Below are 24,127 nucleotides of genomic sequence, written 5' to 3' on the forward strand. Positions count from 1 at the left end.
GCCGATCCACTCACAGGGCGGGACCGGTGTATCGACGCCCGTTCAGGTACGGCCAGGGGTTGACCCGGCAGCCGTTGAGTAAGAGCGTCTGCTGCATCATCACCGGCGCGGGCCGGCCAGCACCGGGACAGCGCTCGTGCCGATGCCCGAGCTGGTGACCCACCTCGTGATTGACCACGTACGTCCGGTAGACAGCCAACGGCACACCGGCCGAGACGAAGTGCGGCACCGACAACCGCCACCGATCCAGGTTGATGATCACCTGGCCAGGCGCCCGACAGGACGTGTACGGGCGACCGCCGATCCGGATGTCCACCCCACCCTTCGCGCACATCCGACCCGCGGTCCGGGCGGTCGCCAGGTAGACGGTGAAGTCCCGAGGCGCAGCCCCCGGCACCTGCTGTAGCCGCAACCTGCCGCTGTCGACCCAACTGCCCGGCCCGGCGAGCGCCGCCTCAACCGCCTGGGCGAACCCGGTGACGCTTTCGGCACTGCCCGACTCCACAGCGACCCGGTAACGCCGCAGCTCACCCGCCCGACCCAGCACCGGGCCGGAGCGGGCGTCGTAGCCGAACCCGCCGGTGCCGGCGCTCGGGACCGCGCCGGGCACCCGCAACACCGGGGCCGGGCTGGACGCAACCGCGGCAGAGGGCGACGGGTCGGGCGGCAGCGGCCCGGCCACCAGCGGCGGCGGGCCGATCTCCTCGGCGGCCAACCGCTCAGCGCCGGGACGCCCACCCGGCCCCTCGGCGACCACGGTCACCACCGCACCGACGGCCACCACCACCGCCACCAGTTGGGCGAACAGCGCGAAACGTCGCCGACGGCGAGCAGGATGGCGGGCTGAGCTGGGCATCCAGGTCAGCCTGCCAGATCAGACCGCCCCGCGGTGTCCTCCGTTTCGGCGAGCAGGCCGACCACCGCGCGGGCAACCAGCCGGGGAACCTCCAACTGCGCCACATGACCGACGCCCTCAAGCATCATCAATCGGCTGTCCGGAATGACCCGGGCGGTCTGCGGCCCGACCCGCACGTCGACCAGACGGTCCTGCAGACCGCCCACCACCAGCGTCGGAGCGCGTACCGCCCCGGCGAGGCGCCACAGCGAGCCCGGCCCCGGCAGGTACGCCCGCAGGAAGCTGGAGACCAGCCCACGGAACGTCCGGACGTACGCGGCGGCGTAGTGCTCGGCCTCGTACCGCACCCGGATCTCCTCCAGCGCCTCGGCCCGGCGCTGATCGCAGATCCGGCTGAGGTCGGCGACGCACGCCTCCAGCACCTGCTGAGCCATCACCTCGGGAGCGAGCTGGGTGAGGTGCCGGGCGACCAGCCGCTCCCCTCGCGGAATGGCGAGCACCGGCAGCATCCGCCCCTGCAACGAGCGCCGGAAATCCAGGAACGGCAGCGCCGGGGAGATCAGGGTCAGGGTGCGGACCAGATCCGGCCGGAGCCCGGCGACCTGGACCGCCACAGCGCCGCCCAGCGAATTGCCGAACAGGTGCACCGGCCCTCGACCGGAATGCTCGATCCAGCGGACCACCAGATCCGCGAAGGCCTGAATCGTGTAGCTCGGGCCCGGCTCGCTACGGCCGAAGCCGGGCAGGTCGATGGCCTGACCGTCCAGCCGGTCGGCAAGCAGCCCGGCCAGGTCGGTCCAGTTCTGCGACGAACCGCCCAACCCGTGCACGTACAGCGCCGGCTCCGCGCCAGCGGCGGTGGCCGGGGTGTCCCGCACGTACGTGACCCGTCCGTCGAGGCGGACTTCCCGGCCCGGCCACGGCGGCGGAACGCAGTCGTCGGGGAGCAGGTGGTCCGGCCAGAGGGTGGCGCGTCTCATTGCTCCAGTCTGCCTCGGACCACTCAGGACAGCAGCGCCTCCAGCCGACGGTTGACCGCCGCCAGCGTCGCCCGGACCACCGCCTGACGCGGATCACCAGCGACCAGGGCCGACCCGGCGAGCTGCTCGACCCAGCCCTCACAGACCAGCAGCGCCACCACTGTGGCCACCTCGCAATTGCCGAACGGCACCACAGCAGCGTGTTCGACGAAACAGCGCCCCCGCTCGGCGTTCTCGGCACCGCGCAGCAACTCGTCCACCGCGGCCGCCGCCGCCACCGCGCAGAGCCGCAACACGTAGCCGTCCACCGCCGGCCCGGTGGCGTACCCGGAGGCGCTGTCGCCCCCGGCCAGCAGCCGGACCTCCACGTTCGCGTCCAGGCCGAAGGTGCTGACCTGCACGTGGTCGATCACCACTCGGGGCCCCGGCGCACCGCCGGTCTCCAGCGGCCGGGACGGCGCCGACTCCGTCGTGGTCACCTGGCCACCGGAGTACGACGTACCCAGCGTCGCCGGGCTACCGGTCGCGGCGCCGGTCGGCGCGGAAGAGACCGAGCCGGGTTCCTCCACCGTGGCGCGCCCCCGGTGCGGGGCGTTCGACCGGCGGCGGCGCATCGGGTCCGTGCCGGTCCGCTGCTCCGGCCCGGCCGGCGGGGAATCGGCCCGACCGCCGGACTGGCGGGCGACCGTCGGCGACTCGGCCGACCGAACCTCGCCGGGGTCGCGCGAAGCCGCGTTTCGAGTCTCCGGGGTACGCCGCTCGGCGGGCTCGGCCGCGCGACGGCGAACCGGTGGAGGTGGCGTGCTGGGCAGGCCGGGCACGTTCTGCGGAGCTGCGGCCAGCCCCATCCGCTCCTGGAGCAGCCGGGCCACCTGCCGACTCACCTCGGCCGGGTCGGCACCGTCGGCGAGGTCGAGTCGCAGACTGTGCGCCCCCGCCGGCGTGCGGCGCAGGGCCGCGTCGCGGACACCGGCCACCTCCCGGACGGCGTCCAGGATGGCGTTGACATCGAACCCCTCGGGGCGCTCGCGCAGTGGAGCTGGCTCGTCATCCCGGCGCAGGTGAGTGGCGATGCGGGCAAGTTCCGGGGTTTCGGCGGGTGGCTCCACGGCTGGCGGCTCCGGCACGACGGGCACGTCCGGTTCTGCGGGGACGCGCTGCGGCAGCACCACCGCGCTCGCAGTCGACTCCCGGCCATCGTCTGCCGGCGACGTCGGGTCGGGAGCGGATCGGCGCGCCGCGTAGGCGGAGGCGGACGCCGGGGCGGGCTGATCGCGGCGGCCGGAACCCTTTGTGGCGGCGGGCGGGACCGCTGTGGTGGAGGACGGGGTGGCGTCGGTCGATGGCGAACCGTTGACCGGCGCGGCCGGTGGGGACAGCTCGACGGGTGACGGACCGGGCTCGGGTGTCGCCGGCCGGAGCCGGAACGGTGCTGTCGGCCGGACGTCGGGCCGGGACCGGCCGGGCGTCTCGCCCTCACCGGCGCTGGCCGACCGGCTGGCCGGCCACGACGGGCGCTCGACCGGGGTGGCCGGGAGCCGGCCCTCGGACCAGTCCGGCCGCTCGGCCCGGGACCTGCTCGCCGTCGGCGAACCGCCGGTCCAGGACGAGCGCTCCGCGACCAGCGACGGGCCCGCCGGAGCCGGTGGCGCGTCGGTCAGCGTGGGAGGTGGCCCGGCCGGAGCCGGAGGCGGTCCGGCGGGTGCCGGAGGTATCGCCTCGGGCGGTGCGGGCGGGTCGGCCGATGCCGGGCTGGAGGCCCAGGAGGGTCGCGCCGACGGCGAAGCGGCCGGCGCCGGATCGGCACCACCGGCCACTGACTGCCGCGTCGACGCCGCGCCGGTCGCAGGCGGTTCGGACCCGCCGGCCCAGGACGGCCGCACCGGCGGCACGCTGGTCGCCGCCTCGGACCCGCCGGCCCAGGACGGCCGCACCGGCGGCACGCTGGTCGGCGTCGGATCGGACCCGCCAGCCCAGGAGGGCCGCGCGGGTGACGCGGCGGTGGGGTCGGGATCGGCCCCGCCAGCCCAGGACGGGCGGTCGGCCCGGGATCCGCCGGTCGCCCCGGACCCCGCCCAGGACGGACGGTCAGCAGGCGGACCGCTGGTCGGCGTCGCACCACCAGCCCAGGACGGGCGATCAACAGGCGGACCGCTGGTCGGCGTCACACCACCAGCCCACGACGGACGATCAACAGGCGGTGCGGCGGTCGGTTCGGCGGGGCGTTCCGGGGTGGACTCGGACTCGACCCGGGCGGGTTCGTACGCCCGGGGTGGTTCGGCGCGCACCGGCTCGTACGGACGGGGCACCTCGGCGCGCACCGGCTCGTACGGCTGGTGGGGTTCGCCGACCCAGTCCGGTGCCGACTCGTCCCGTGCTGCCGGGCCAGCCGCCTCGTCGTCCTGGCGCGACCAGGGCGGGGCCCACCCGCCACCCCAGCTCGGACGGTTCCAGTTCGGCCCCGACCAGTCGGGCTCGATGGCAGACGACTCCCCGGCGCGGTGTGCCTCCCCGCTGCGGTGCGCCTCTGCGGCGCGGTGCGTCTCCGCCGGCCGGGAACCCTCGCTAGCGCGACCGGGCTCGCCCTCGTCGGCGGACGCGGTCGGGCCCGGGGTGCGTCCCACGGGCTCGGGTGCGAGCGGGTCCCGCCAGTCGCGTGGCGCGGTCGGACTCTCGTCGGCGGCCAGCCGCTCGCCGGTCGGCGCGTGGAAACCGGGCGGCACCTCAAAGCCCGACGCCGCGGTGCCGACGGGCGGCACCTGGACGGCCGGCGGGGCCGAGGTGGGCAACCCGGGCTCGGCCCAGCGGGCACGGTGCGCGGCGGCCGGATCGACTGTGAACTGTGGGGCGGAGCCCGGGTCGGGCTCGACGGCACTCTGCTCCGTCGGCGGTGCGGGACGTTGGGCGGGCACCACGAGCCGGTCGCTGGCCGCCCCGGGACGCCCCTCAGCGGGCAGCCCGGGCGGGGCGCTCACCGGCGTGGGGCGCCCTGCGGGCGGTTCGAGACCGGGGTGAGGGACGCCGTTGACGTCGTCCGGGTGGTGCGCCCCGTTGACGTGGTGGCCGTTGGCGCGGGCCGGCGACTCCGGGTCGCCCGACCGCCCGACCAGCGGCGATGGCAGGTCACCGTGCCGTGTCGAGGAGCTCCGCCAGCCCGATGCGGGGTCGGGCTGCCAGCGCGGCGCCTCATCCCGGGCGTCCTCGCGGTCGGCGGCTCGGGGCCACCCACCCGCCGGAGGCGCCCACCCACTGACGGAACGGCTCGGGTCGTCGTGCTGACCCGCTCCGTCACCGTGCTCTCCCGGGGTGGCGGCTCCGGGTTGCCCTGTTTCACTCACCGCGCGCTCCTTGGTCGCCCCCGCTGAGGCTACCGTGTGCCGAGAGTGGCGATAAGTTACAGCGGCGGGCCATTTCCACGACCGAGGTCACGGGCCTCGCCCGGTCTGGGGGGAAAATGCCGGCTCGTACGGAGAACTCGGAGGATCCCATGACCGCTGCGGGGAACGGTGCACAGACCGCCGGCCGGCCCACCCGCCTGCCCCGCTCCGCACGCCGTAAGCAGCTTCTCGCTGCGGCGCAGGAGGTGTTCGTCGCGCAGGGCTACCACGCCGCCGCGATGGACGACATCGCCGAGCGGGCCGGGGTTTCGAAGCCGGTGCTCTACCAACACTTTCCCGGAAAGATGGATCTCTACCTCGCGCTGCTCGACACGCACTGTGACGCCATCGTCGCTCAGGTGCAGGACGCGATGCGCGGCACCAGCGACAACAAGGAGCGGGTCAGCGCGTCGGTACGGGCGTACTTTGACTTCGTCGACCACGAGAGCGAGGCGTTCCGGCTCGTCTTCGAGTCGGATCTGCGCAACGACCCGGCGGTGCGGCAGCGGGTGGAACGGGTCGAACAGGGCTGCATCGCGGCGATCACCGACACCATCATCTCCGACACCGGGGTGAGCCGGGCGCACGCCGAGCTGCTCGCCTCCGGGCTGGTCGGCGCGGCGGAGACGGCCGCGCAGTTCTGGCTGGCCGGCGGCCGGCAGGTGCCGAAGGCCGAGGCCGAGGCGTTGGTGGCCGCGCTGTCGTGGCGGGGCATCGCGAGCTTCCCGCTGCAAGGTGAGTCAGCCTGACCGCTGGCCCCGTGATCGGATAGCCTTCGCAGGGCGGTTCTTTCGCCCCAGTTGAGGAGGCACAGTGGAGGTCAAGATCGGCGTGCAGTACGCGCCACGCGAGCTGGTAGTGGACAGCGCGCAGTCGCCGGCCGAGATCGAGCAGATCGTGACCGACGCCTTCGCCGGTAACGGCGGCACGCTCTCCCTGACCGACGAGAAGGGCCGGCGGGTCATCGTTCCGGTCGAGAAGGTCGCCTACGTCGAGATCGCCGAGGCGTCGTCGCGGGCGGTCGGGTTCACCGTCCGCTGACCGGTCCGGCCATCGCGGCAGGTCGGCACTCGGCCCACCTGCCGCAGGCCGGCACCGGCCGAACCGGCCGGGTGGTCAGTTGTTCAGCCCGGCGGCGGCCATTCGCGCGGTGTGCGCGGTGGTGAGCCTGCCGAACAGCCCCGGCACGTCGACCCGGCCGTCGCGTGCGATCAGCGCGGTGAGGGTGGCCCGCTCGGCGGCGACTCGGCCGGCCTGGGACAACGCCTCACCGACCAGCCGCCGGGCCCACATGGAGAGTCGACCGGCCACCCGGGGGTCGTCGGCGACGGCCGCCCGGATCTCCACCGCGGCGAACTCCGCGTACCGGGAGTCGTGCAGGACGTCCAGCACCAGGGCCCGGTCCGGTTCCTCCAGCGCGTCGGCGATCTCGCGAACGAAGTCGTCGGTGATCGCGTCGCCCACGTACGCCTTGGTGACCACTTCCGCCCAGTCCCGTGGCTCGGTCGAATCGTGGTACGCCTGCAACGGCTCGACGTAGGGCGCCATCGCGTCTTCGGGCGGTACGCCCAACACCCTGAGCCGGTCGGCGAGGCGCCGGTAGTTGGCGATCTCGGCCCCGGCCATCTCGTTCAGCGCGGCCCGGCGGCGCAGGTCAGGGGCGAGCCGGGCATCACCCGCCATCCGCTCGAAGGCGAGCAGCTCACCGAAGGCGACCAGACCCAGCAGGTCGGCGTACGCGGAACCAGAAGCGGACACGAGCGGCAGGCTATCCCGTGACCGCCCGCCGCGCCGCCCCGTGTCGATCATGAAGGTGTGGTGCGCGGTTAGTTGCGTTCAGAGCCTTTTGTCCACCACCACAACTCCATGATCGACACGGAGCGGGGGCGGGGCGCGGGGGTGCGGGGCGGGCGGGCGTGGAGGCGGGGGCGCGGGGGTTGGTGTGGCGTGGGTCACAAATGCTTGCCCCGCGTGGCGAGTGGCCGATTGGGAATCGGGACGGGGGCATGCCTGTTCAGGTAACATGGAGCAGTTGCCGTGGGCGCCGATCTGATCGAAGCTCAGCCCGCGGCGCGCGTGCGGCCCGGTCCGGCTCGGCAATCTGCCGCCGACCGTGTGGCCCGCGTCATACCGAACGCGCCCTGAGGACATGACGGGCGCACCCACGAGAGGGCACCCCCACATCCACATGAGCGACCTGACTCAAGATTTGCTGGACGGCCAGGAACTGGCCCCCACCGCCCCGGTTCGACCGGAGGCCCCCACGTTCGCCGCACTCGGCGCCCGCGCCGAGACCGTCGAGGCCCTGGCCTCGGCCGGCATCACCCGCGCCTTCGCCATCCAGGAATACGCCATCCCGATCGCGCTGCGCGGCGTCGACCTGATCGGTCAGGCGCCCACCGGCACCGGCAAGACCCTCGGCTTCGGCGTACCCCTGCTCGACCGGGTCTTCGCGCCGGGCGAGGGCAGCGACGGTGTCCCCCAGGCCCTGGTCGTCGTCCCCACCCGCGAGCTGGGCATCCAGGTCGCCAAGGACCTGGCCGCCGCCGGCCGGACGCGTGGCGTCCGGGTGCTGCCGATCTACGGCGGCGTGGCGTACGAGCCGCAGATCGACGCGCTGCGCAAGGGCGTCGAGATCCTGGTCGGCACGCCCGGCCGACTGATGGACCTGCAGAAGCAGAAGCACCTCCGGCTCGACCGGGTGCACGCACTGGTCCTCGACGAGGCCGACCGGATGCTCGACCTGGGCTTCCTCGACGACGTCGAGAAGATCCTGGCGATGCTTCCGGAAGACCGGCAGACGATGCTCTTCTCGGCCACCATGCCGGACCCGATCGTCACATTGTCGCGCCGCTTCCTGCGCCAGCCGATGACGATCCACGCCGGGCACACCGCCGAGACCGGCCCGTCGCCGCAGACCCAGCAGTTGGTCTACCGCACCCACTCGATGAACAAGGTCGAGGTGGTGGCGCGCATCCTCCAGGCGGAGGGGCGTGGGCTGACCATGATCTTCACGCGTACCAAGCGCGCCGCCGACCGGGTCGCCGAGGACCTCGACTTCCGCGGGTTCGCGGTCGCCGCGGTGCATGGTGACCTCGGCCAGGGCGCCCGCGAGCGGGCCCTGCGGGCCTTCCGGGCCGGCAAGATCGACATCCTGGTCGCCACCGACGTGGCGGCGCGTGGGCTGGACGTCACCGGCGTCACCCACGTCATCAACTACGACTGCCCGGAAGACCAGGACACCTACACCCACCGGATCGGTCGTACCGGCCGGGCCGGCGCGACGGGTGTCGCGGTGACGTTCGTCGACTGGGACGACATGCCGCGCTGGCGGATCATCGACAAGACCCTCGGTCTGGAGATGCCGGAGCCGCCGGAGACGTACCACACGTCGCCGCACCTCTACACCGACCTGCACATCTCCACCGAGGTCAGCGGCACGCTGCCCACCGCCGAGCGCACCCGGGCCGGGCTGTCCGCCGAGATCGAAGAGGATCTGGGTGGGACGACCCGCTCCCGTCGGGGCGACAGCGGTGGTCGGGGCCCCCGACGCGGCGAGAGCCGTGGTGAGGGTCGCGGTGAGCGCCGTGGTCGGGGCGATGGCCGGCGCGACCGCTCCGACGCCGGCACGCCGGCCGTCGCCGACGCGCCTGCGGGCGACGCCGCCGACGAAGGCAACGAAGGCACCCGTACCCCCCGCCGCCGGCGTCGCCGCCGGGCCGGCGAGGTGGTCGCGGCCGAGGCGACAGCGGTGATCTCCGCCGACGCCGGCCCCGCCGAGCCGGCCACCGCGTCTGACGGCGAGGCGTCCAAGCCGCGCCGCCGACGCCGCCGCCGTGGTGGCGGTTCCGGCGCGGACACTCCGGCCGAGGCGACAGCGGACTGACCACCAGCCACATCCGACATCCCCCGCACCGCCTCGCGCGGTACGGGGGATGTTCCCTTCTCCCACCCCACCTGCCGAAGATGGAACGATGCCGCAACCACTGGACGCCGCCCTGACCGAGGTTCGGGCGCTGCTGCTCGACCCCGCGCTGACCCGGGCGGTCGCCGCCGGACGTCGACGCGGTCGCCGCCCCACAGTTGAACGGGCCGAACTGCGGCCGGTGCGGCTCAAGGCCGGGCCCCGGATGCAGATCACCACGTCCGACGGTGCTCGCCCCTACACCCGCAACCTCGCCTCCGGTCCGGAGGCCGCTGCGGCGATCGACGAACTGCTCGCGGAGCCGTTCGGTAACTGGCACGTCGAGACGGCCGACGCGACCCTTCAACTGCGGGTGACCAAATCCGGCGAGGCGCAGGTGCACCGGGCCGCGACCTCCCGTCCGGCGGCGACGCCCACCGGAAACGACCGGACGAAGGAATACCTGCTCGACCCCGGTGACCCGATCTTCGCGGAGATCGGCGGCTCGGCGGCGAAGCGCCGCCAGGTGGACGCGTTCCTGCGGGCCCTGGCCGCGACCCTGCCCGACGACCTGACCGGTCCGCTACGGGTGGTCGACCTGGGCTGCGGCAACGCCTACCTGACGTTCGCCGCGTACCGCTATCTGACAGGTCGAGGGCTCGACGTCCAGTTGGTCGGCGTGGACGTCCGGGAGGACCAGCGGCGACGAAACACCGAGCTGGCACAACGGCTCGGCTGGGCCGACCAGGTCAGCTTCGTGGCCGGGACGATCGCCGACGCCGTCGTCGACCCCGCCCCCGATCTGGTGCTGGCGCTGCACGCCTGCGACACCGCCACCGACGAGGCGCTGGCCCGCGCGGTGCGCTGGGAGGCTCGTTGGGTGCTGGCCGCGCCGTGCTGCCACCACGATCTGGCGAAGCAGCTCCGCGCCCACCCCGCCCCGGCCCCGTACGAGCTGCTGACCCGGCAGGGCATCCTGCGCGAGCGCTTCGCCGACGTGCTCACCGACGCGCTGCGCGCCGGGCTGCTGCGGGTGCACGGCTACCGGACCGAGGTGGTGGAGTTCGTGGACTCGCAGCACACCCCGCGTAACCTGCTGATCCGCGCCCGTCGTACCGGTGCCGGGGCGACCGAGCCACAGCGCGCGGAGTACCGCGAGCTGGTGGACCAGTGGCAGGTGACTCCCCGGCTGGAGACCCTGCTGGCCGCCGGCGAGGCGTCCGTCTCCTAGGGGTGGGTGGCTAGCGTCGGCGATCCCGGCCGCCGTTGCGCTCGCCGGCACCCCGGTCGAGGACCGACACCCGGTCGGCCGCCGTCCGCTGGCCGGCCCAGTCACCGTCGGCCGGGGCGGTCGGGAACGGCACGACGGTGCCCCCGGTCTCGGCGTTGCCGGCCGCTGCGAAGGCGTTCCAGGAGATGTCGACCAGCAGCTTCTTCACCTCGGCGTGCCGGATGGCGGCGTTGTGTTGCAACGCCATCCGGGCGCCGAGCAGGACCGCGACCAGCGTGGTGGTGATGGTGCCGGTGGCGGCCAGCACCTGGAGGCCGGTCGCGGAGTCGGTGCGGAGCACCAGGACCAGCAACCAGATCCAGAAGGCGGCGGCGAAGACGCCAGCCTTGGCGACGAAGAAGAGGCTCACCGCACCGGGCTGGTACGGCTGGGGGCGGCTCGATTCGGCCATGGTGCTCCTCGGCGATGGTCCGGTCGGAGGCGGCAGGCGACAGACGCCATGTCGGGACGGGCACCGAGCTTAATTGAAGAACGATGAAGATCGCTCGATGCAATTTTCGTTCTGCACACACGCTTCCAGAGAAAAGTCTCGTCCACGGGACAGTTTGTGCGGTCAGTCAATTGTTTCCGGCTCCTGGCGTACTACCCTCGGAAGGCGCATCGTCCCGGTGCTCCGGCAGGGGGGAAGACACACAGGGATGGGATCAGCCGACGTATCACCGCAGATGGCCTTCGCCCGCTTCGTCCGGCGCGCCATCGATGACGCTCGCGACGAACGCGGCTGGACCGTGACTGATCTTGCCTCACACACGGGCGTGGGCCGCTCCACAGTGTTCCGGTGGCTGGCCGGCGACTGGCAGGACTATCCCGAGTTGGCAAAGGTGCGCGGCTTCTGCGCCGCACTGGATCTGCCGGTCGCCGCCGCGTTCCGCGCGCTCGGGCTGCCCGACGCCGGTCCCGCGCCCCGCCGACGCCACGACGACGGCCCGGTCGAGGCCGATGTCCGGGCCATCCTGGACCGGCTGGCCGACCCTACGGTCCCCGCCGAGGAGAAGCACCACATCCGCGACCTGCTCCGCTACCTGGCCCGCCGCCCCATCCGCCGAGCCAGCTAAACCCCCACCCCCACCCCACCCCACCCCCACCCTCTGCGGGCGTTGATCATGAAGTTATTGCCACGACACGCCGCAGCCAAGGGCAATAACTTCATGATCAACGGGGGGGGGACGGGGAGGGGGGAACGGGGAGGGAGAGGGGGGCGGGGGCTAGGGGACGGTGAGGGTGAACTCGGCGGTTCGGACTTCGGCGTTCACCTGGAAGTCGAGGTAGAGGCGGTAGCGGCCCGGGCCGGGAGTGGTCAACCAGAACTTGATCTGACCGTCCACCAACTCGGTCTCCGGGTGCACGTGCAGATAGCCGAGGTCGCCCTCGCGCAACGCCACCAGGTGCCCGTACGCCCCGAGGTAGCGCTCCAGCGGAGCTGCGCCGCCAACGCCGTCGACCCGGAAGGTCAGCGGCACCGTCGCCCCGGCCTGCGCAGTGCCCTGGTAGCCGACGGTGAAGCCGTCCACCGTCGTCGAGGTGGCCGGACCCGGCAGTGGACGGGGTCGGTAGTCGCCCGGCGCCACCAGGTCCGTGCCGAGGGTCACAGCGGTCTGCGCGCCGTTGTCGGCAACCACTGTGAAATCGGCGTACGCGCGCCAGAGGCCGGGCTGCGTGAGGGTCAACTGCACCGACCAGGTGCCGTCGGCCGCCATTGTCGGGTGCAGGTGCTGGTAACCGGTCAGGTCCCGCCGGACGACGATGAGGTGCATCGGCTTGTCGTGCACGATGGCGAACCGGGTCACCGGCCGGCGCTGCGCGTCGCGCACCTGGAAGCGGAGCTGATCGGGGCGACCCGCCGCGAACTCGGTGGCCACCGGCACCAGTGTGAACCCGGCCGAGCTGACCGCGAGACCACCTGGCTCGGTGGGCGCGCCCTGATCGCTGGCCGCGGCACTGCCGTGGTTGTGCGGCGCGACGCCCGGTGGGTCGGTGTGCTCGGCGGCCAACGACGGGCCGCCGGTGACGGCACCGCCGGCGTTCAGCCGGCCGAGGCCGAAGCCGAGCAGCACCGCTAGCACCAACCCGCCGACCACCAGCGCCAGCCGGAGAGTGCTCCGGTCCAGCTCGGCGGGACCCTGGTCAGCCACTACCGACGCCCAGCGCCTGGCCGGACCCGCCGCCGACGGTGGTGCCCGCAACGGCGCACGCGCGGGTGACGGGCTGCTGGTCGGTCATGCCGCCCACGGTACCGCCGCGCCCGGCCGGGCCAGGCCGACGCCCGGAGAGCGTGGCGACTGTCGCACTCGACACCGCCCGGGAACTTTTCCACCGACCGGCGTAGACCCCGCCACAGCACCGCGCAACGCCCGACCAGGCCCGGCCAGCGGCGCAGACCCAACCGAGCAGGGGTGCCGACGCAGACCCAACCGGGCGCGGCCGGCGACCCAGACCCGAGCATCGGCGAGCGCCGGGATCGCGACCGGCGTGAGCGCAGCGGGTCAGCCGGCCACGGCGAGGGCGAGCGGGAGCACGTCGGTCGCGCCGGCCCGGCGTAGGGCCCTGGTCACCAGCGTCATCGTCCAGCCCGAGTCGATCAGGTCGTCGACGAGCAGCACCGGGCCGTCCAGCCCGGCCAGGGCGTCGGCCAGGTCGGTCGGCACGGTGAAGGTGTCGTGCAGGGCGCGTACCCGTTGGGCGCTGTTGCCCCGTGGCCCACCCGGGCCGTCGGGGCCGGACGCGGTGACCTCGCCGAGCAGCGGCAGTCGGCCCACTGTGGCGATCCGCTCGGCCAGCGAGGCGAGCAGCCGGGGCCGCCGACGGGAACCGACGGCGACCACCGCCACCGGCCGGCGGGGCCACGGGTCGTCACCGTGCGCCCACGCCTTCAGCACCTCCACGACGGCGCCGGCGACGTCGTCGGGCACCGGCGCGTCCGGCGCTTCCGGGCCGACGAGGGCGCGCAGCCGGCCACCCCAGCCCAGGTCGGAGAGGCGCCCGACGGCCCGGCCCGGCAGCGCCTGCTCCGCGGGGGCGATCCGGCCCTTGAGGGGTACGCCCACGGCGTCGAGCCCGGTCGGCCAGAGCTTCTTCGGTGCGATCTCCACGCCAGGTCGACCCAGGAAGGTCTGCGCGGCGGAGAGCGCGGCGGTCGACACGTCAGCGGCGAAGAGTGGGTCGGCGCACCTGTCGCAGCGCCCGCAGTCGGCCGCCTCGGTGTCGTCCAGGCGTTCCCGTAGATATCGCATCCGGCAGTCGGACGTCGTCGCGTACTCCCGCATCGCCTGTTGCTCGACGGTGCGTGCCTCGGCGACGCGGCGCAACCGGGCCTCGTCGTAGACCCACTGCTCGCCGGTGGCGAGCCAACCACCGCGCACCCGGCGGACCGCGCCGTCGACGTCGAGCACCTTCAGCATCAGCTCCAACCGGGCCCGGCGCAGGTCGACGAGGGGTTCGAGTGCCTGGGTGGAGAGCGGGCGGTCGGTGTGCAGGGCGGCCAGCACGGCCCGGACCTGCTGCTCCGGTGGGAACGCCAGCGAGGCGAAGTACCGCCAGATCGCGGCGTCCTCGACGCCGGGCAGCAGCAGCACCTCGGCGTGCTCGACGGCGCGGCCGGCGCGGCCGACCTGCTGGTAGTACGCGATCGGCGAGGGTGGCGCGCCGAGGTGGACGACGAAGCCCAGGTCGGGCTTGTCGAAGCCCATGCCGAGGGCGCTGGTGGCGACCAACGCCTTGATCTTGTTGTCGAGCAGGTCCTGTTCGGCGGCGCGCCGGTCGGCGTCGTCGGACTGCCCGCTGTACGAGGCGACCGGGTAGCCCCGGGAGCGCAGGAACTCTGCGGTCTCCCCCGCTGCCGCGACTGTCAGCGTGTAGACGATGCCCGAGCCGGGCAGCTGGTCCAGGTGGTCGGCGAGCCAGGCCAGCCGGTGCGCCGGGCTGGGCAGGTCGAGCACCCCGAGGCGCAGCGACTCGCGGTCCAGGGTGCCGCGCAGGATGAGGGCGTCGCCCAGCTGCTCGGCGACGTCCTGGGTGACCCGGGCGTTGGCGGTGGCGGTGGTCGCCAGCACGGGGGTGCGCTCGGGCAGTTCGGCGAGGAACGTCCGCAGTCGCCGGTAGTCCGGCCGGAAGTCGTGCCCCCAGTCGGAGACGCAGTGCGCCTCGTCGACCACCAGCAGGCCGGTGGTGGCGGCCAACTTCGGCAGGACGCCGTCGCGGAAATCCGGGTTGTTGAGCCGTTCGGGGCTGATCAGCAGCACGTCCACCGCGCCGGTCTGGATCTCGGCGGTGATTTCGTCCCACTCGTCGAGGTTCGCCGAGTTGATCGTGCGGGCCCGGATGCCGGCCCGCGCGGCGGCCTCGACCTGGTTGCGCATCAACGCCAGCAGCGGCGAGACGATGACTGTCGGCCCGGCCTGGTGGCGCTGCTCGCGGTCGCGGAGCAGTGCGGTGGCCACGAAGTAGACAGCCGACTTGCCCCAACCGGTGCGTTGGACGCAGAGCACCCGCCGCCGGTCGACGACCAGCGCCTCGATGGCGCGCCACTGATCCTCGCGCAGCCGGGCGTGGTCACCGGCCAGCCGGCGCAGCACCGCCTCGGCCCGCTCGCGTACCGCTGCCCGCTCTGCTGTCTCCACCCGGCATTTCTACCAGCGCCGCCCGTCATCCCCCTGTTGATCAAGAGGTTTGCGTCACCATTCGGCCGGATTCTGACGCAAACCTCTTGATCAACCGAGGTTATCGGCGGGGGCGGAGGGCGCGGGTCAGGTGGGACAGGCGGGGGGCCAGGCTGGTCAGGCCTCCTGGGAAGAAGTAGACGGCCAGGATGAAGACAGTGCCCAGGACGAACAGCGGCTGGCTCAGCGGACGGCTGAGGACGGCCGGCAGGTTGTCCACCGCGTCACTCGTGCCGAAGGCGGTGAGCCGGTGGTCCAGGTACATGTAGAGGACACCGCCGAGCACCGGACCCCACCGGGTGCCCGGCCCGCCGAGCACCACCATCACCAGCAACGACAGGGTCAGCTCGGAGGACGTGATGTGCGGCGACGCGCCGCCGACGATCAGGACGTAGACCACCCCGCCCGCCGACGCCAACCCGCCGGCCAGGGTGAACGCCACCAGCTTGTAGCGGTACGGGTCCAACCCGAGCACGCCGATCCGCCGCTCGTCGTCACGCAGCCCGGCGAGCACCCGACCGGTTGGTGACCCGCTCACCCGGTGCACCACGAAAACCACAAGGGTCAGGTACGCCAGCGCCAACCAGTACAGGTTGACCGTGTTGGTCACCCCCACCAGTCCGGCGGGCAGCCCCGACACGTCCAGCGGCAGGCCCTCCTCGCCACCGGTGAGCCCGCCGAAGTCCCGGGCCACCAGGATCGCGCCCACCTGGGCGAAGGCCAACGTGACCATGGCGAACGCGATGCCCACCGTCCGCAGCGCCACAGCGCCGAGCAGCGCGGCGAGGATGGTGCCGCCGGTGATGGTCAGCAGCGCCGCCTGCCACAGCGGCAGACCGGCCCGGGTGATGAGGATGTCGGTGCCGTACACACCGGCGGCGAAGTACAGCGCGTGCCCGAAGGAGAGCATCCCGGTCCGGCCGAAGAGCAGGTCGTACCCGGCCGCCAACCCACCGAAGATCAGGCAGATGGCGAGCAGTTGCAGGGTGCCTGGTGAGTTGACCGGCCCCTCGAAGATCCCCGGCAGGGAGATCGTCGAGTAGGGCAGGATCGCCAGCACCACCAGCGCGACCAGCGGCAGGAACGGACGGATCCGGTGCCACCGCCCCCGCTGCGGACTCAGTTCGTCGGGCACCTGTGCGCGAGGCGCGTCGATCACCGTCATGCCGTTGCCACCTTTCCGGCGATGCCCTGCGGACGCAGCAGCAGCACCACGGCCAGCAGCCCGACCACGCAGATGTCGCCCAGCCCGGACGTGCCGTAGTAGTTGACGAACTGCTGCACCAGCCCGACCACGACCGCCGCGTACGCGGAGCCGACCACCGAGCCCATCCCGCCGATCACCACCACGATGAACGCGAAGATCAGCAGCGAGCTACCCTGCCCGGGCGAGACGGTGCCGAAGTAGACCCCGCCGAGCGCGCCGGCGAGCGCGGCGGCTGCCCCACCGATCGCGAAGACCAGCGTGAACGCCTTGCGGACGTCGATGCCCAGCGCGGTCACCATCTCCCGGTTCTCCACCCCGGCGCGGATCACCAGGCCGTACCGGGTCCAGCGCAGGAACGCCAGGATCGCGCCGAGCACCAGCACCGCCGCGATGATCAGCAGCAGGCCGCCGTTTGGCACCTGCGCGCCGAGGATTCCGGTCACCTGCCGGGTCCAGTCCGGACGCGGGAACGGCCGGGCGTCCGCACCCCAGGTGGCCTGGAGCAACGCCACCCCGGCCAGCGACAGCCCGACGGTGACGAGCACCTGCTCGATGGTGCGGGAGTACAGCGGGCGGATCAGCACCAGCTCGACCAGGATCGCGACCAGCGTGCCGGCGGCCACCCCGAAGGCGACAGCGAGCACGAAGCCGAACCCGTCCGGGCCGGCGCCCGGCAGGTTGCCCGACGCCCACCAGGTGCCGTACGCGCCGACGCCGAGGAACAGCCCGTGTGCGAAGTTGAGCACGTCGGCCAGGCCGAAGACCAGGGACAGGCCGGAGGCGACCAGGAAGTACAGCGCCGCCAGGCCGAGCCCGGTCAACGCCAACAGGATCACGGTGCCCATCAGTGGGACACCTCCGCCGAGCCGACACCGAGCAGCGACTTCGTCAACGCGGTCTCCAACAGCAACTCGTGGGCGTCGCCGGTCCAGGCCACCTTGCCGGCGGCCAGCACGACAGCGTCGCGGGCCAGTCGGCGTACGACGGCCAGGTTCTGTTCGACCAGCAGCACCGGCACCGACTCCGCGACCCGTTCCAGCACCTCGGCCACCTCGGTCACCACCTTCGGCGCCAACCCCTTGGTCGGCTCGTCGACGAGCAGCAGCCGGTTGTCGTTGAGCAGCACCCGACCGATGGCGAGCATCTGCTGCTGCCCGCCGGAGAGCGAACCGGCCCGTTGCCGCCCGCGCCGGTCCAGCTCCGGAAAGAGCGCGAAGACCTTGTCGTACGCCGGGGTGGTGCCGCGCCGTTCGGCGAGGCGCAGGTTCTCCGCGACGGTGAGCCCGGCGAACACGTCCCGGTCCTCGGGCACGTAGCCGAGCCCACCGCGGACCAGCCGGTGCGTCGGCCGGGCCAGCAGACTCTGCGCGCCCATCCGGATGGTGCCGCGAACCTCCCCGGCGGGCGGGGTGAGGCCGACGATCGCGCGCAGCGTGGTGGTCTTGCCGACGCCGTTGCGACCGAGCAGGACTGTCACGCCGGTCGGGGCGACAGTGAAGGACACCCCCTGGAGGATGTGCAGCCCGGAGATTCGGACCGAAAGCTCCTCCACGCTGAGGATCGGTTCCTGAGTTCGTGACTGCGGGGCTGGCAGACCCGGCTCTTTCCTCGCGTTCACAGCGACTCCCCCAGGTAGGCCTCTTGCACTGTGGGGTTGGCCATCACCGTCTCCGGGGTGTCGCAGGCCAGCAGCGCGCCGTGATGCATGACGGCGATGCGGTCGGCCAGCTCCAGGATGACGTCCATGTGGTGTTCGACCATCAGCACCGCCCGGCCACTGTCGCCGGTCAACGATTTGATGACGGCGACCAGTTCCGGGATGTCCTCGGCGCTGACCCCGGCCATCGGCTCGTCCAGCAGCATCACCCGCGGTTCACCGGCGAGCAGCAGGGCGATCTCCAACTTGCGCTTCTCGCCGTGGGCCAGGGTGCCGGCGAGTGCCGTACCCCGGTGGGCGAGGCCGACCCGGTCGAGCGCCGCGTCGGCGGCGGCGGCGACCTCGCGGTCGGCCGTCGCCCGCCGCCACAGTGCCATCGAGCCCCCGCGGTGCGCCTGCACGGCGAGCCGGACGTTCTCCCGCACGCTCAGCGAGCCGAACACCGAGGAGGCCTGGAAGGTACGGCCCAGACCGAGGCGGGCCCGCCGGTGCGGCGCAAGCGCCCCGATGTCCTGCCCGTCCAGCACGATCCGACCCTCGGTCGGCCGGCGCAGGCCGCTGATCAGGTTGAACAGTGAGGTCTTACCGGCGCCGTTGGGCCCGATGACGCCCAGGAACTCCCCGGGCGCCAGGTCGAGGTAGACGCTGTCGACGATGGCGACCTCACCGATCCGCCAGGTCAGACCGCGGGTGGCGAGCATGGTCAGCCCTTCATGGCCACGGCCGGCGGCGCGGTCTCGTCACCGGTGAGGCTCTTCTGCGCGGTCGCCGTGAACGCGGTGCCGCTGCCGGTCAGCTTGGCCTGGAACATCGGCTGGAGCAGCGCGTGGTCGGCGGCCCGGATGGTCATCTTGCCCTTGACCCCGTCGAAGCTCCAGCCCTCCAGGGCGGTGACCATCTTGTCGACGTCGTCCCCACCCTCCTGCGCGGCCCGGACCACCATCTGCGCGGCGGCGAAGCCGTCCGGGTGGAACAGGTCGATGGTGTTGACAGTGGCCTTCAGCGCCTTGCTGGCCTCGGTGTCGCTGGCACCGTCGAAGTAGTGCGACAGGAAGGAGATCTTCGCGCCGGCTGCACCGAAGGTCGGCCACGAGGCGCGGATGTCCAGGCCGGTGACGACAGTGGTGGACGAGAGGACGCCCTGCTGGTCGAGGGTCTGCCACATGGCCGGGGCGGTGGTGCCCGCCCACGCCACGAAGAGCAGGTCCGGCTTCGCGGTCTTGATCTGGCTGGCGAACGGGGTGAACTCGGTGGCACTTGCCGGGGCCCGGACGCTGCTCACTGTCGCGCCCGCGCTGCCGATGACGGCCTTGACGGCGGCCTCGTTGGCGTCACCGAACGCGCCGTCCTGGGCGAAGACCACCACCTTCTTGCCGGTGGGGTCGCCGATGAACGACTTGGCGGTCACCACGTCCTGGTAGGACTGCCGACCGGAGCGAAAGGTGTACTTGTTCGCGCCGGTCACCGCGTCCGTGGCGGCCGGGCCGGAGATGAACAGGACCTTGTTCTGCGCCGCGATCGGCGCGACCTGGAGCGCCACGCCGGAGGCTGTGGAGCCGGCGATGATCTTCGCACCCTTGCCGATCAGGTCCTTCGCAGCGGAGACCGCCTTGGCCGGATCGCCAGCGTCGTCGACCTCGGTCAACTCGATCTTGCGGTCGCCGACCTTGCCGGTGCCCTGGGTGGCGAAGTCCAGCCCCGCCTTGAACCCCTCGATGTACTGCTTTCCGTAGCTGGCCAGGGCTCCCGACTGGGAGTACACCAGGCCGACCTTGACCGGCGCGGCACTGTCGCCGCCGCCGGTGGCGGTGTCCTGCGGGCTGCCACAGGCCGTGGCGGCCAGCGCCGCGGCCATCATCGTGGCGGCGGAGAGGAACGCCCGCCGCGTCGTCCGGACCGTCATTGCGACTCCACATGAGGACTCAGAGGGAGAGAACTTCTTCGTGACGGCTCACGCTAGAAGTGACGTCACCCACGAGCTATGTGGCGGAAACACACAAGTAACAGGAATGAGGTGGCCGGAGGTTACAGCGGGCCGCGCTACCAGCCGGGCGCCCATGCCCTCGATGGCCCGAACCCCCACGGACCGTCCGAGCCGTGTGTCGCCCCGCGCCATTCGTCCGCTTCGGTTGGCGGAACCGGCGATGGGCCTGCCGCCTCGGCCCCCAGCCGCGGGCGAACATCTCCTCCCCTCAAGATCGTGCTCGATCCTGGATGTAGTGGCCTCAAAGGGCCGCGACGCCACTACATCCTGGATCGAGCGCGATCTTGCACCCGCGAAAGGTGATTCTGGCCGGCAGATGAATCTCCGGAATGTCCGTTCCCACTCCAGGGCCGCTGGCGGACAGGAAGATTGTCTGGTGCGCCAGTTTTTCCGCAATCCCGTGCGACTGGTGCCGTTCGCGTTCCTGGTGCCGATACTGCTCGGCACCCTGTTGCTCATGGCGCGCTGGGCGACAGTGGAACACGTACGCCCACCGGTGGTCACAGCGCTCTTCACCGCCACCTCGGCCGTGTCGGTCACCGGCATGGCCATCACCGACACGCCGAACTACTGGTCCGGCGCGGGACTGGTGGTGATCACCCTGCTCACCCAGCTCGGCGGCCTCGGCATCCTCACCGTCGCGGCGTTGGTCATCCTGGTGGTCTCCAGCCAACTCGGACTGCGCAACCGGTTACTGGTGCAGGCCGAAACGGCCGAGTTCGGGCTCGGTGAGGTGGGCCGGTTGCTCCGCCGGATCGCACTGACCGTCTTCGCCTGCGAGGCGGTGATGACGGTGCTGATCGCCGGTCGGCTCTGGCTGGCCTACGACTATCCGTTCGGGCGGGCCCTCTGGTCGGGTGCCTTCCACGCCGTGCAGGGGTTCAACAACGGTGGCTTCGCGCTCTACACCGACGGGCTGCTGGCCTTCAGCCGTGACCCGTGGGTGTCGCTGCCCCTGGCGATCGGCGCGATCATCGGCGGTCTCGGGTTTCCCGCGCTCTTCGAGGCGGTCCGCGAGTGGCGGCAGCCGGCGCACTGGGCGGTGGCGACGAAGTTGACCATCTGGGGCAGCGCGGCGCTGCTGCTGGTCGGCTTCGCTGGCCTGCTCGCCGCCGAGTGGACCAACGCGAGCACGATCGGCCAGTACGACGTACCCGGGAAGATCCTCGCGTCGTTCACCCAGATCGCGCTGAGCCGCACCGGCGGCTTCAGCGTCCTGAACATCGCCGACCTGCAGGAGGAGAGCTATCCCCTGTTGATCGTGCTGATGTTCATCGGCGGCGGCAGTGCCAGCACGGCCGGTGGCATCAAGGTCTCCACGTTCTTCCTCCTGGCGTTCACCATCTGGGCGGAGTTGCGGGGCGAACCCGACGTGACGATCGGGCACCGGCGGGTGGCCACCGCGAGCCAGCGGCAGGCGGTCACCGTGGCGCTGCTCAGCGTCGCGTTGGTGACCGCCGGGACCATGCTGTTGCTGCTGCTCACCGAGGGCGTCCGCTTCGTCGCGGCGCTGTTCGAGATCACCTCGGCGTTCAGCACCACCGGTCTGACCATCGGTCTGGCCGCCGAACTGCCGGCCGGCGGCCAACTGGTGCTGACCGTGCTGATGTTCATCGGCCGCGTCGGGACGCTCACCCTGGGGTCGGCGATCGCCCTGAACACCCGACGCCGCCTCTACCGCTATCCCCAGGAGCAACCCATTGTCGGCTAGGGCGTGTTTGGGATATGTCGGCCGGCCCGCACGCCGGGACCAGGCCCTTGGGAGCAGGGAGGGCCGAGGTGTCGGCTAGACGGGCGGACAGCGGCGGTGTCGTGGTGATCGGCCTGGGTCGATTCGGTTGCCACCTGGCCGGGTCGCTGACCCGGATGAACCGCGAGGTGTTGGCCATCGACCGCAACCCGGCGAAGGTGCAGCGCTGGTCGGCGCAGCTCGACCGGGTGGTCCAGGCCGACGCGACCGAGGAGGGGGCGCTGCGGCAACTGGGCATCACCAGTTTCGGGCGGGCGGTGGTGGCCATCGGGGCCTCGGTGGAAGCGAGTGTGCTCACCGTGTTGGCGCTGGTCGAGCTGGGTGTGCCCCAGATCTGGGCGCGGGCCACCTCGCAGAAGCACGCCAAGATCCTGGCGTCGGTGGGCGCGCACCACGTGATCTTCCCGGAGGCGGAGACCGGGGACCGGGTCGCGCACCTGATCGTCAGCCGGTTGCTCGACTTCATCGAGTTCGACGACGACTTCGCCATCGCCACCGTCCGGGTGCCGGAGTCCCTGGTCGGACGCACACTGCTCGACCTGAAACCGGAGGAGCGCTTCGGGGTACGCGTGGTCGGTGCCAAGCTGCCGGGCGAACGCTTCCGGTACACCTCCGACGACACCACGCTTCCCCAGGGCGGGGTGCTCATCGTCGAAGGTGGGATCGACCAGGTGCAGCGGTTCGCGGGAATGCGCTGACCTGCCGCGGCCTGCTCACTTCCGGTGACCACCCGGCCCCTTGGTCACCTTCACGCTTTTCCCGGACCACCACCGGCAGCCTTCGCGGGCTTCGCCGGGGCCTTCGGCGGCTTCGGCGGCTTGGCCTTCGACGCGCCGCCGCCCGAACCGGAGCCGCTGGGCACCTTCGCTGCCTTGGGCGGAGCCTTCGGCGTGGCGGCCTTGCTCGGCGGGGCCGTGGACGGCGCGCTGCCGGCGACGCCGGAAACCCGAACCCCGCAGGTCGCCTCGCCGAGCCGGAACTCCACAGGCAACGGGTTCGCCCCGCTGTACCTACCCGTGAGGGTCACCTTCTCGGCCGCGCCAGCGGCCAGCGTGGTGCGTTGGGCCGCCGGTCGGATCAGCACCGTGCTCCCCTGCTGGTGCACCGGCGCGGGCTCCGCCTTCGTCACCTTCTGCTGCCCGGGGAAGGTGAAGCTCATCGCCCAGTCCCGCAGCTCACGGCCACCGGTGTTGGTCAACGTCAGCTCGGCGGAGAACTCGGTGCCGGAGTCGGAGCGCAACGCGTACGCCACCTCGCAGGGCACCGCCGCCGGCAGACCCATCCGCGCCTCGGTCGTCGGTCGGTCCCCTCCGCTGGCCGGGCTGCGTGAGGTGAACCCCCACATCGCCCCGGTGACCGCGATCAACCCGACGGCGGCCACTCCGGCCTCCACCCGCCGACGCCGGGTCACCCGCTGCCGCGTCCGGCGGTCCCGGTTGCGGGTCCGCGACAACGGCAACGCGTCGGTCGCCGCCGACCAGGGCAGGATCGTGGTACGCGCACTGCCGAGCATGGCCGCGTCCAGCGGCCCGGCGGCCGGGGAGACCGGCACCGCCGCGAGCATGCCGGCCGCCTCGGCGAGCGTCCGGGTCAGCTCGGCGGTGGCCGGCCGGTCGGCGGGCCGCTTGGCCAGGCAGCGTCCGACCAGGTCGGCCACCCCGTCGGGCAGCCCCGCGACGGTGGGCATCGGCTCCGGGTCGTTGTACATGTGGGCGCGCAGCATCTGAGTGGTAGTGCTGACCAGCCACGGCAGTCGGCCGGTGAGCATCCGGTACAGCAGCAGCCCGACGGCGTACACGTCGGTGGCCGGGGAGACCTGGCCGTTGTCCAGCCGCTCCGGGGCGAGGTACGCGGGAGTGCCCAACAGCGCGCCGTCCGGGCCCTTCTCGCTCTCCCCGACGAGCGCGGAGATGCCGAAGTCGACCACCTTGACCCCGGTCGAGGTGAGCATGACGTTGCCCGGGGTGACGTCGCGGTGCACCACCCCGCGAGCGTGCGCGGTGGCCAGCGCGGAACTGACCTCGGCACCGATGGTCACCGCTTCCCGCCACGGCAGTTGGCTCTCCCGACCCAACCGGCTGGCCAGTGAAGCGCCGTCGACCAGCTCCATCACCACGTACGGCACCGTCAGACCGACCTGCTGGGACTCGCCGTAGTCGTACACGTTGGTGATGTTGGGGTGGCAGAGCCGCGCGGCGGCCTGCGCCTCGATCCGGATGCGGTGGCGGAAGGCCCGGTCGCTGGCCAGCCTGGAGGCCAACACCTTCACCGCGACCTGACGACCGAGCACCTCGTCGTAGCCACGCCAGACCACCGACATGCCGCCCGCGCCGAGTTGTTCGATCAGTCGGTACCGCTCATCGAGCAACTGCGCGCCGTTCCGGTCCCCACCACCCATGGTGAGCGATGTTGCCCAGGAACGGCCCGCCTACACCTGGAGTATCGGAATCGGTCAGGATTGTCACC

General features: G+C 72.3%; 20 protein-coding genes. 7 read left to right on the forward strand and 13 right to left on the reverse strand.

Going from position 1 to position 24,127, the window contains the following annotated elements:
* Window positions 1-10: 10 nt before the first annotated feature.
* The 3 genes from AB0B94_RS16465 to AB0B94_RS16475 are packed head-to-tail and all read right to left on the reverse strand — an operon-like array spanning window position 11 to window position 4,004.
* Window positions 11-856: a DUF3152 domain-containing protein gene (locus AB0B94_RS16465; protein WP_357279371.1), complete on the reverse strand. Its 846-nt coding sequence runs from the start codon at window positions 854-856 to the stop codon at window positions 11-13.
* A gap of 5 nt (window positions 857-861) precedes the next feature.
* Complete coding sequence (locus tag AB0B94_RS16470) at window positions 862-1,836, reverse strand: alpha/beta hydrolase (RefSeq protein ID WP_357279376.1); 975 nt, start codon at window positions 1,834-1,836, stop codon at window positions 862-864.
* 23 nt (window positions 1,837-1,859) lie between these two features.
* Window positions 1,860-4,004 (reverse strand): hypothetical protein, encoded by a 2,145-nt coding sequence (locus AB0B94_RS16475; RefSeq protein ID WP_357280054.1) that lies wholly within the window; start codon window positions 4,002-4,004, stop codon window positions 1,860-1,862.
* Between the two features lie 1,319 nt (window positions 4,005-5,323).
* Between AB0B94_RS16475 and AB0B94_RS16480 the strand changes: the two genes are divergently transcribed.
* Entirely contained in the window at window positions 5,324-5,962 is a 639-nt protein-coding gene (locus AB0B94_RS16480) for a TetR/AcrR family transcriptional regulator (RefSeq protein WP_030489514.1), read from the forward strand.
* 64 nt (window positions 5,963-6,026) lie between these two features.
* Window positions 6,027-6,254 carry a DUF3107 domain-containing protein gene (locus AB0B94_RS16485; RefSeq protein WP_088950288.1) on the forward strand — a complete coding sequence of 76 codons (228 nt, stop codon included), beginning with the start codon at window positions 6,027-6,029 and terminating at the stop codon, window positions 6,252-6,254.
* A gap of 75 nt (window positions 6,255-6,329) precedes the next feature.
* On the opposite strand, the gene AB0B94_RS16490 is transcribed toward AB0B94_RS16485, so the two are convergent.
* The gene (locus AB0B94_RS16490) at window positions 6,330-6,971 is read right to left on the reverse strand and encodes a ferritin-like fold-containing protein (protein WP_357279389.1); all 642 of its coding nucleotides are present in this window, start codon (window positions 6,969-6,971) and stop codon (window positions 6,330-6,332) included.
* A 430-nt stretch (window positions 6,972-7,401) separates the two neighbouring features.
* Between AB0B94_RS16490 and AB0B94_RS16495 the strand changes: the two genes are divergently transcribed.
* Together AB0B94_RS16495 and AB0B94_RS16500 are read left to right on the forward strand one after the other, a co-directional pair.
* Window positions 7,402-9,099 (forward strand): DEAD/DEAH box helicase, encoded by a 1,698-nt coding sequence (locus AB0B94_RS16495; protein ID WP_357279393.1) that lies wholly within the window; start codon window positions 7,402-7,404, stop codon window positions 9,097-9,099.
* 88 nt (window positions 9,100-9,187) lie between these two features.
* Window positions 9,188-10,348, forward strand: coding sequence for an SAM-dependent methyltransferase (locus AB0B94_RS16500; RefSeq protein ID WP_357279398.1), 1,161 nt, complete (start codon window positions 9,188-9,190; stop codon window positions 10,346-10,348).
* A 10-nt stretch (window positions 10,349-10,358) separates the two neighbouring features.
* Here AB0B94_RS16500 and AB0B94_RS16505 read toward each other — a convergent pair whose 3' ends face one another.
* Window positions 10,359-10,799: a hypothetical protein gene (locus tag AB0B94_RS16505; RefSeq protein WP_357279402.1), complete on the reverse strand. Its 441-nt coding sequence runs from the start codon at window positions 10,797-10,799 to the stop codon at window positions 10,359-10,361.
* A gap of 247 nt (window positions 10,800-11,046) precedes the next feature.
* Here AB0B94_RS16505 and AB0B94_RS16510 point away from each other — a divergent pair, with 247 nt between their 5' ends.
* Window positions 11,047-11,463, forward strand: a complete 417-nt coding sequence (locus AB0B94_RS16510) for a helix-turn-helix domain-containing protein (protein WP_210785506.1) — start codon at window positions 11,047-11,049, stop codon at window positions 11,461-11,463.
* A gap of 150 nt (window positions 11,464-11,613) precedes the next feature.
* Here the strand turns inward: AB0B94_RS16510 and AB0B94_RS16515 are convergent, their stop codons facing one another.
* From AB0B94_RS16515 to AB0B94_RS16545, 7 genes are all read right to left on the reverse strand, one after another.
* Complete coding sequence (locus AB0B94_RS16515; RefSeq protein ID WP_357279408.1) at window positions 11,614-12,540, reverse strand: hypothetical protein; 927 nt, start codon at window positions 12,538-12,540, stop codon at window positions 11,614-11,616.
* 351 nt (window positions 12,541-12,891) lie between these two features.
* A complete protein-coding gene (locus AB0B94_RS16520) occupies window positions 12,892-15,024 on the reverse strand; it encodes a DEAD/DEAH box helicase (protein WP_357279413.1) in 2,133 nt (710 codons plus the stop codon).
* A 100-nt stretch (window positions 15,025-15,124) separates the two neighbouring features.
* Window positions 15,125-16,228, reverse strand: a complete 1,104-nt coding sequence (locus AB0B94_RS16525) for a branched-chain amino acid ABC transporter permease (RefSeq protein WP_357279418.1) — start codon at window positions 16,226-16,228, stop codon at window positions 15,125-15,127.
* The gene (locus AB0B94_RS16530) at window positions 16,225-17,115 is read right to left on the reverse strand and encodes a branched-chain amino acid ABC transporter permease (RefSeq protein WP_357279425.1); all 891 of its coding nucleotides are present in this window, start codon (window positions 17,113-17,115) and stop codon (window positions 16,225-16,227) included. The genes AB0B94_RS16525 and AB0B94_RS16530 overlap by 4 nt, the downstream gene beginning before the upstream one ends.
* On the reverse strand, window positions 17,115-17,822 hold the full coding sequence (locus tag AB0B94_RS16535) for an ABC transporter ATP-binding protein (RefSeq protein ID WP_357279428.1): 708 nt from the start codon (window positions 17,820-17,822) through the stop codon (window positions 17,115-17,117). The genes AB0B94_RS16530 and AB0B94_RS16535 overlap by 1 nt, the downstream gene beginning before the upstream one ends.
* Before the next feature lie 62 nt (window positions 17,823-17,884).
* Entirely contained in the window at window positions 17,885-18,628 is a 744-nt protein-coding gene (locus AB0B94_RS16540; protein ID WP_357279434.1) for an ABC transporter ATP-binding protein, read from the reverse strand.
* Window positions 18,629-18,630: 2 nt separating this feature from the next.
* On the reverse strand, window positions 18,631-19,830 hold the full coding sequence (locus tag AB0B94_RS16545) for a substrate-binding domain-containing protein (RefSeq protein WP_357279437.1): 1,200 nt from the start codon (window positions 19,828-19,830) through the stop codon (window positions 18,631-18,633).
* 457 nt (window positions 19,831-20,287) lie between these two features.
* On the opposite strand from AB0B94_RS16545, the gene AB0B94_RS16550 reads away from it, so the two are divergent.
* On the forward strand, window positions 20,288-21,622 hold the full coding sequence (locus AB0B94_RS16550; RefSeq protein WP_357279444.1) for a potassium transporter TrkG: 1,335 nt from the start codon (window positions 20,288-20,290) through the stop codon (window positions 21,620-21,622).
* Window positions 21,623-21,690: 68 nt separating this feature from the next.
* On the forward strand, window positions 21,691-22,359 hold the full coding sequence (locus tag AB0B94_RS16555) for a TrkA family potassium uptake protein (protein ID WP_357279449.1): 669 nt from the start codon (window positions 21,691-21,693) through the stop codon (window positions 22,357-22,359).
* Between the two features lie 50 nt (window positions 22,360-22,409).
* Here the strand turns inward: AB0B94_RS16555 and AB0B94_RS16560 are convergent, their stop codons facing one another.
* Complete coding sequence (locus AB0B94_RS16560) at window positions 22,410-24,059, reverse strand: serine/threonine-protein kinase (protein ID WP_357279454.1); 1,650 nt, start codon at window positions 24,057-24,059, stop codon at window positions 22,410-22,412.
* Window positions 24,060-24,127 lie beyond the last annotated feature (68 nt).

This window comes from Micromonospora sp. NPDC048986 (genome assembly GCF_040649335.1).
GTDB classification, from domain to species: domain Bacteria; phylum Actinomycetota; class Actinomycetes; order Mycobacteriales; family Micromonosporaceae; genus Micromonospora; species Micromonospora alfalfae.

Coding starts and splice junctions, on each gene's coding strand:
- AB0B94_RS16465 (WP_357279371.1), bottom strand. CDS start 856: ATGCCCAGCTCAGCCCGCCATCCTGCTCGCCGTCGGCGACGTTTCGCG.
- AB0B94_RS16470 (WP_357279376.1), bottom strand. CDS start 1,836: ATGAGACGCGCCACCCTCTGGCCGGACCACCTGCTCCCCGACGACTGC.
- AB0B94_RS16480 (WP_030489514.1), top strand. CDS start 5,324: ATGACCGCTGCGGGGAACGGTGCACAGACCGCCGGCCGGCCCACCCGC.
- AB0B94_RS16495 (WP_357279393.1), top strand. CDS start 7,402: ATGAGCGACCTGACTCAAGATTTGCTGGACGGCCAGGAACTGGCCCCC.
- AB0B94_RS16500 (WP_357279398.1), top strand. CDS start 9,188: ATGCCGCAACCACTGGACGCCGCCCTGACCGAGGTTCGGGCGCTGCTG.
- AB0B94_RS16505 (WP_357279402.1), bottom strand. CDS start 10,799: ATGGCCGAATCGAGCCGCCCCCAGCCGTACCAGCCCGGTGCGGTGAGC.
- AB0B94_RS16510 (WP_210785506.1), top strand. CDS start 11,047: ATGGGATCAGCCGACGTATCACCGCAGATGGCCTTCGCCCGCTTCGTC.
- AB0B94_RS16525 (WP_357279418.1), bottom strand. CDS start 16,228: ATGACGGTGATCGACGCGCCTCGCGCACAGGTGCCCGACGAACTGAGT.
- AB0B94_RS16530 (WP_357279425.1), bottom strand. CDS start 17,115: ATGGGCACCGTGATCCTGTTGGCGTTGACCGGGCTCGGCCTGGCGGCG.
- AB0B94_RS16540 (WP_357279434.1), bottom strand. CDS start 18,628: ATGCTCGCCACCCGCGGTCTGACCTGGCGGATCGGTGAGGTCGCCATC.
- AB0B94_RS16545 (WP_357279437.1), bottom strand. CDS start 19,830: ATGACGGTCCGGACGACGCGGCGGGCGTTCCTCTCCGCCGCCACGATG.
- AB0B94_RS16560 (WP_357279454.1), bottom strand. CDS start 24,059: ATGGGTGGTGGGGACCGGAACGGCGCGCAGTTGCTCGATGAGCGGTAC.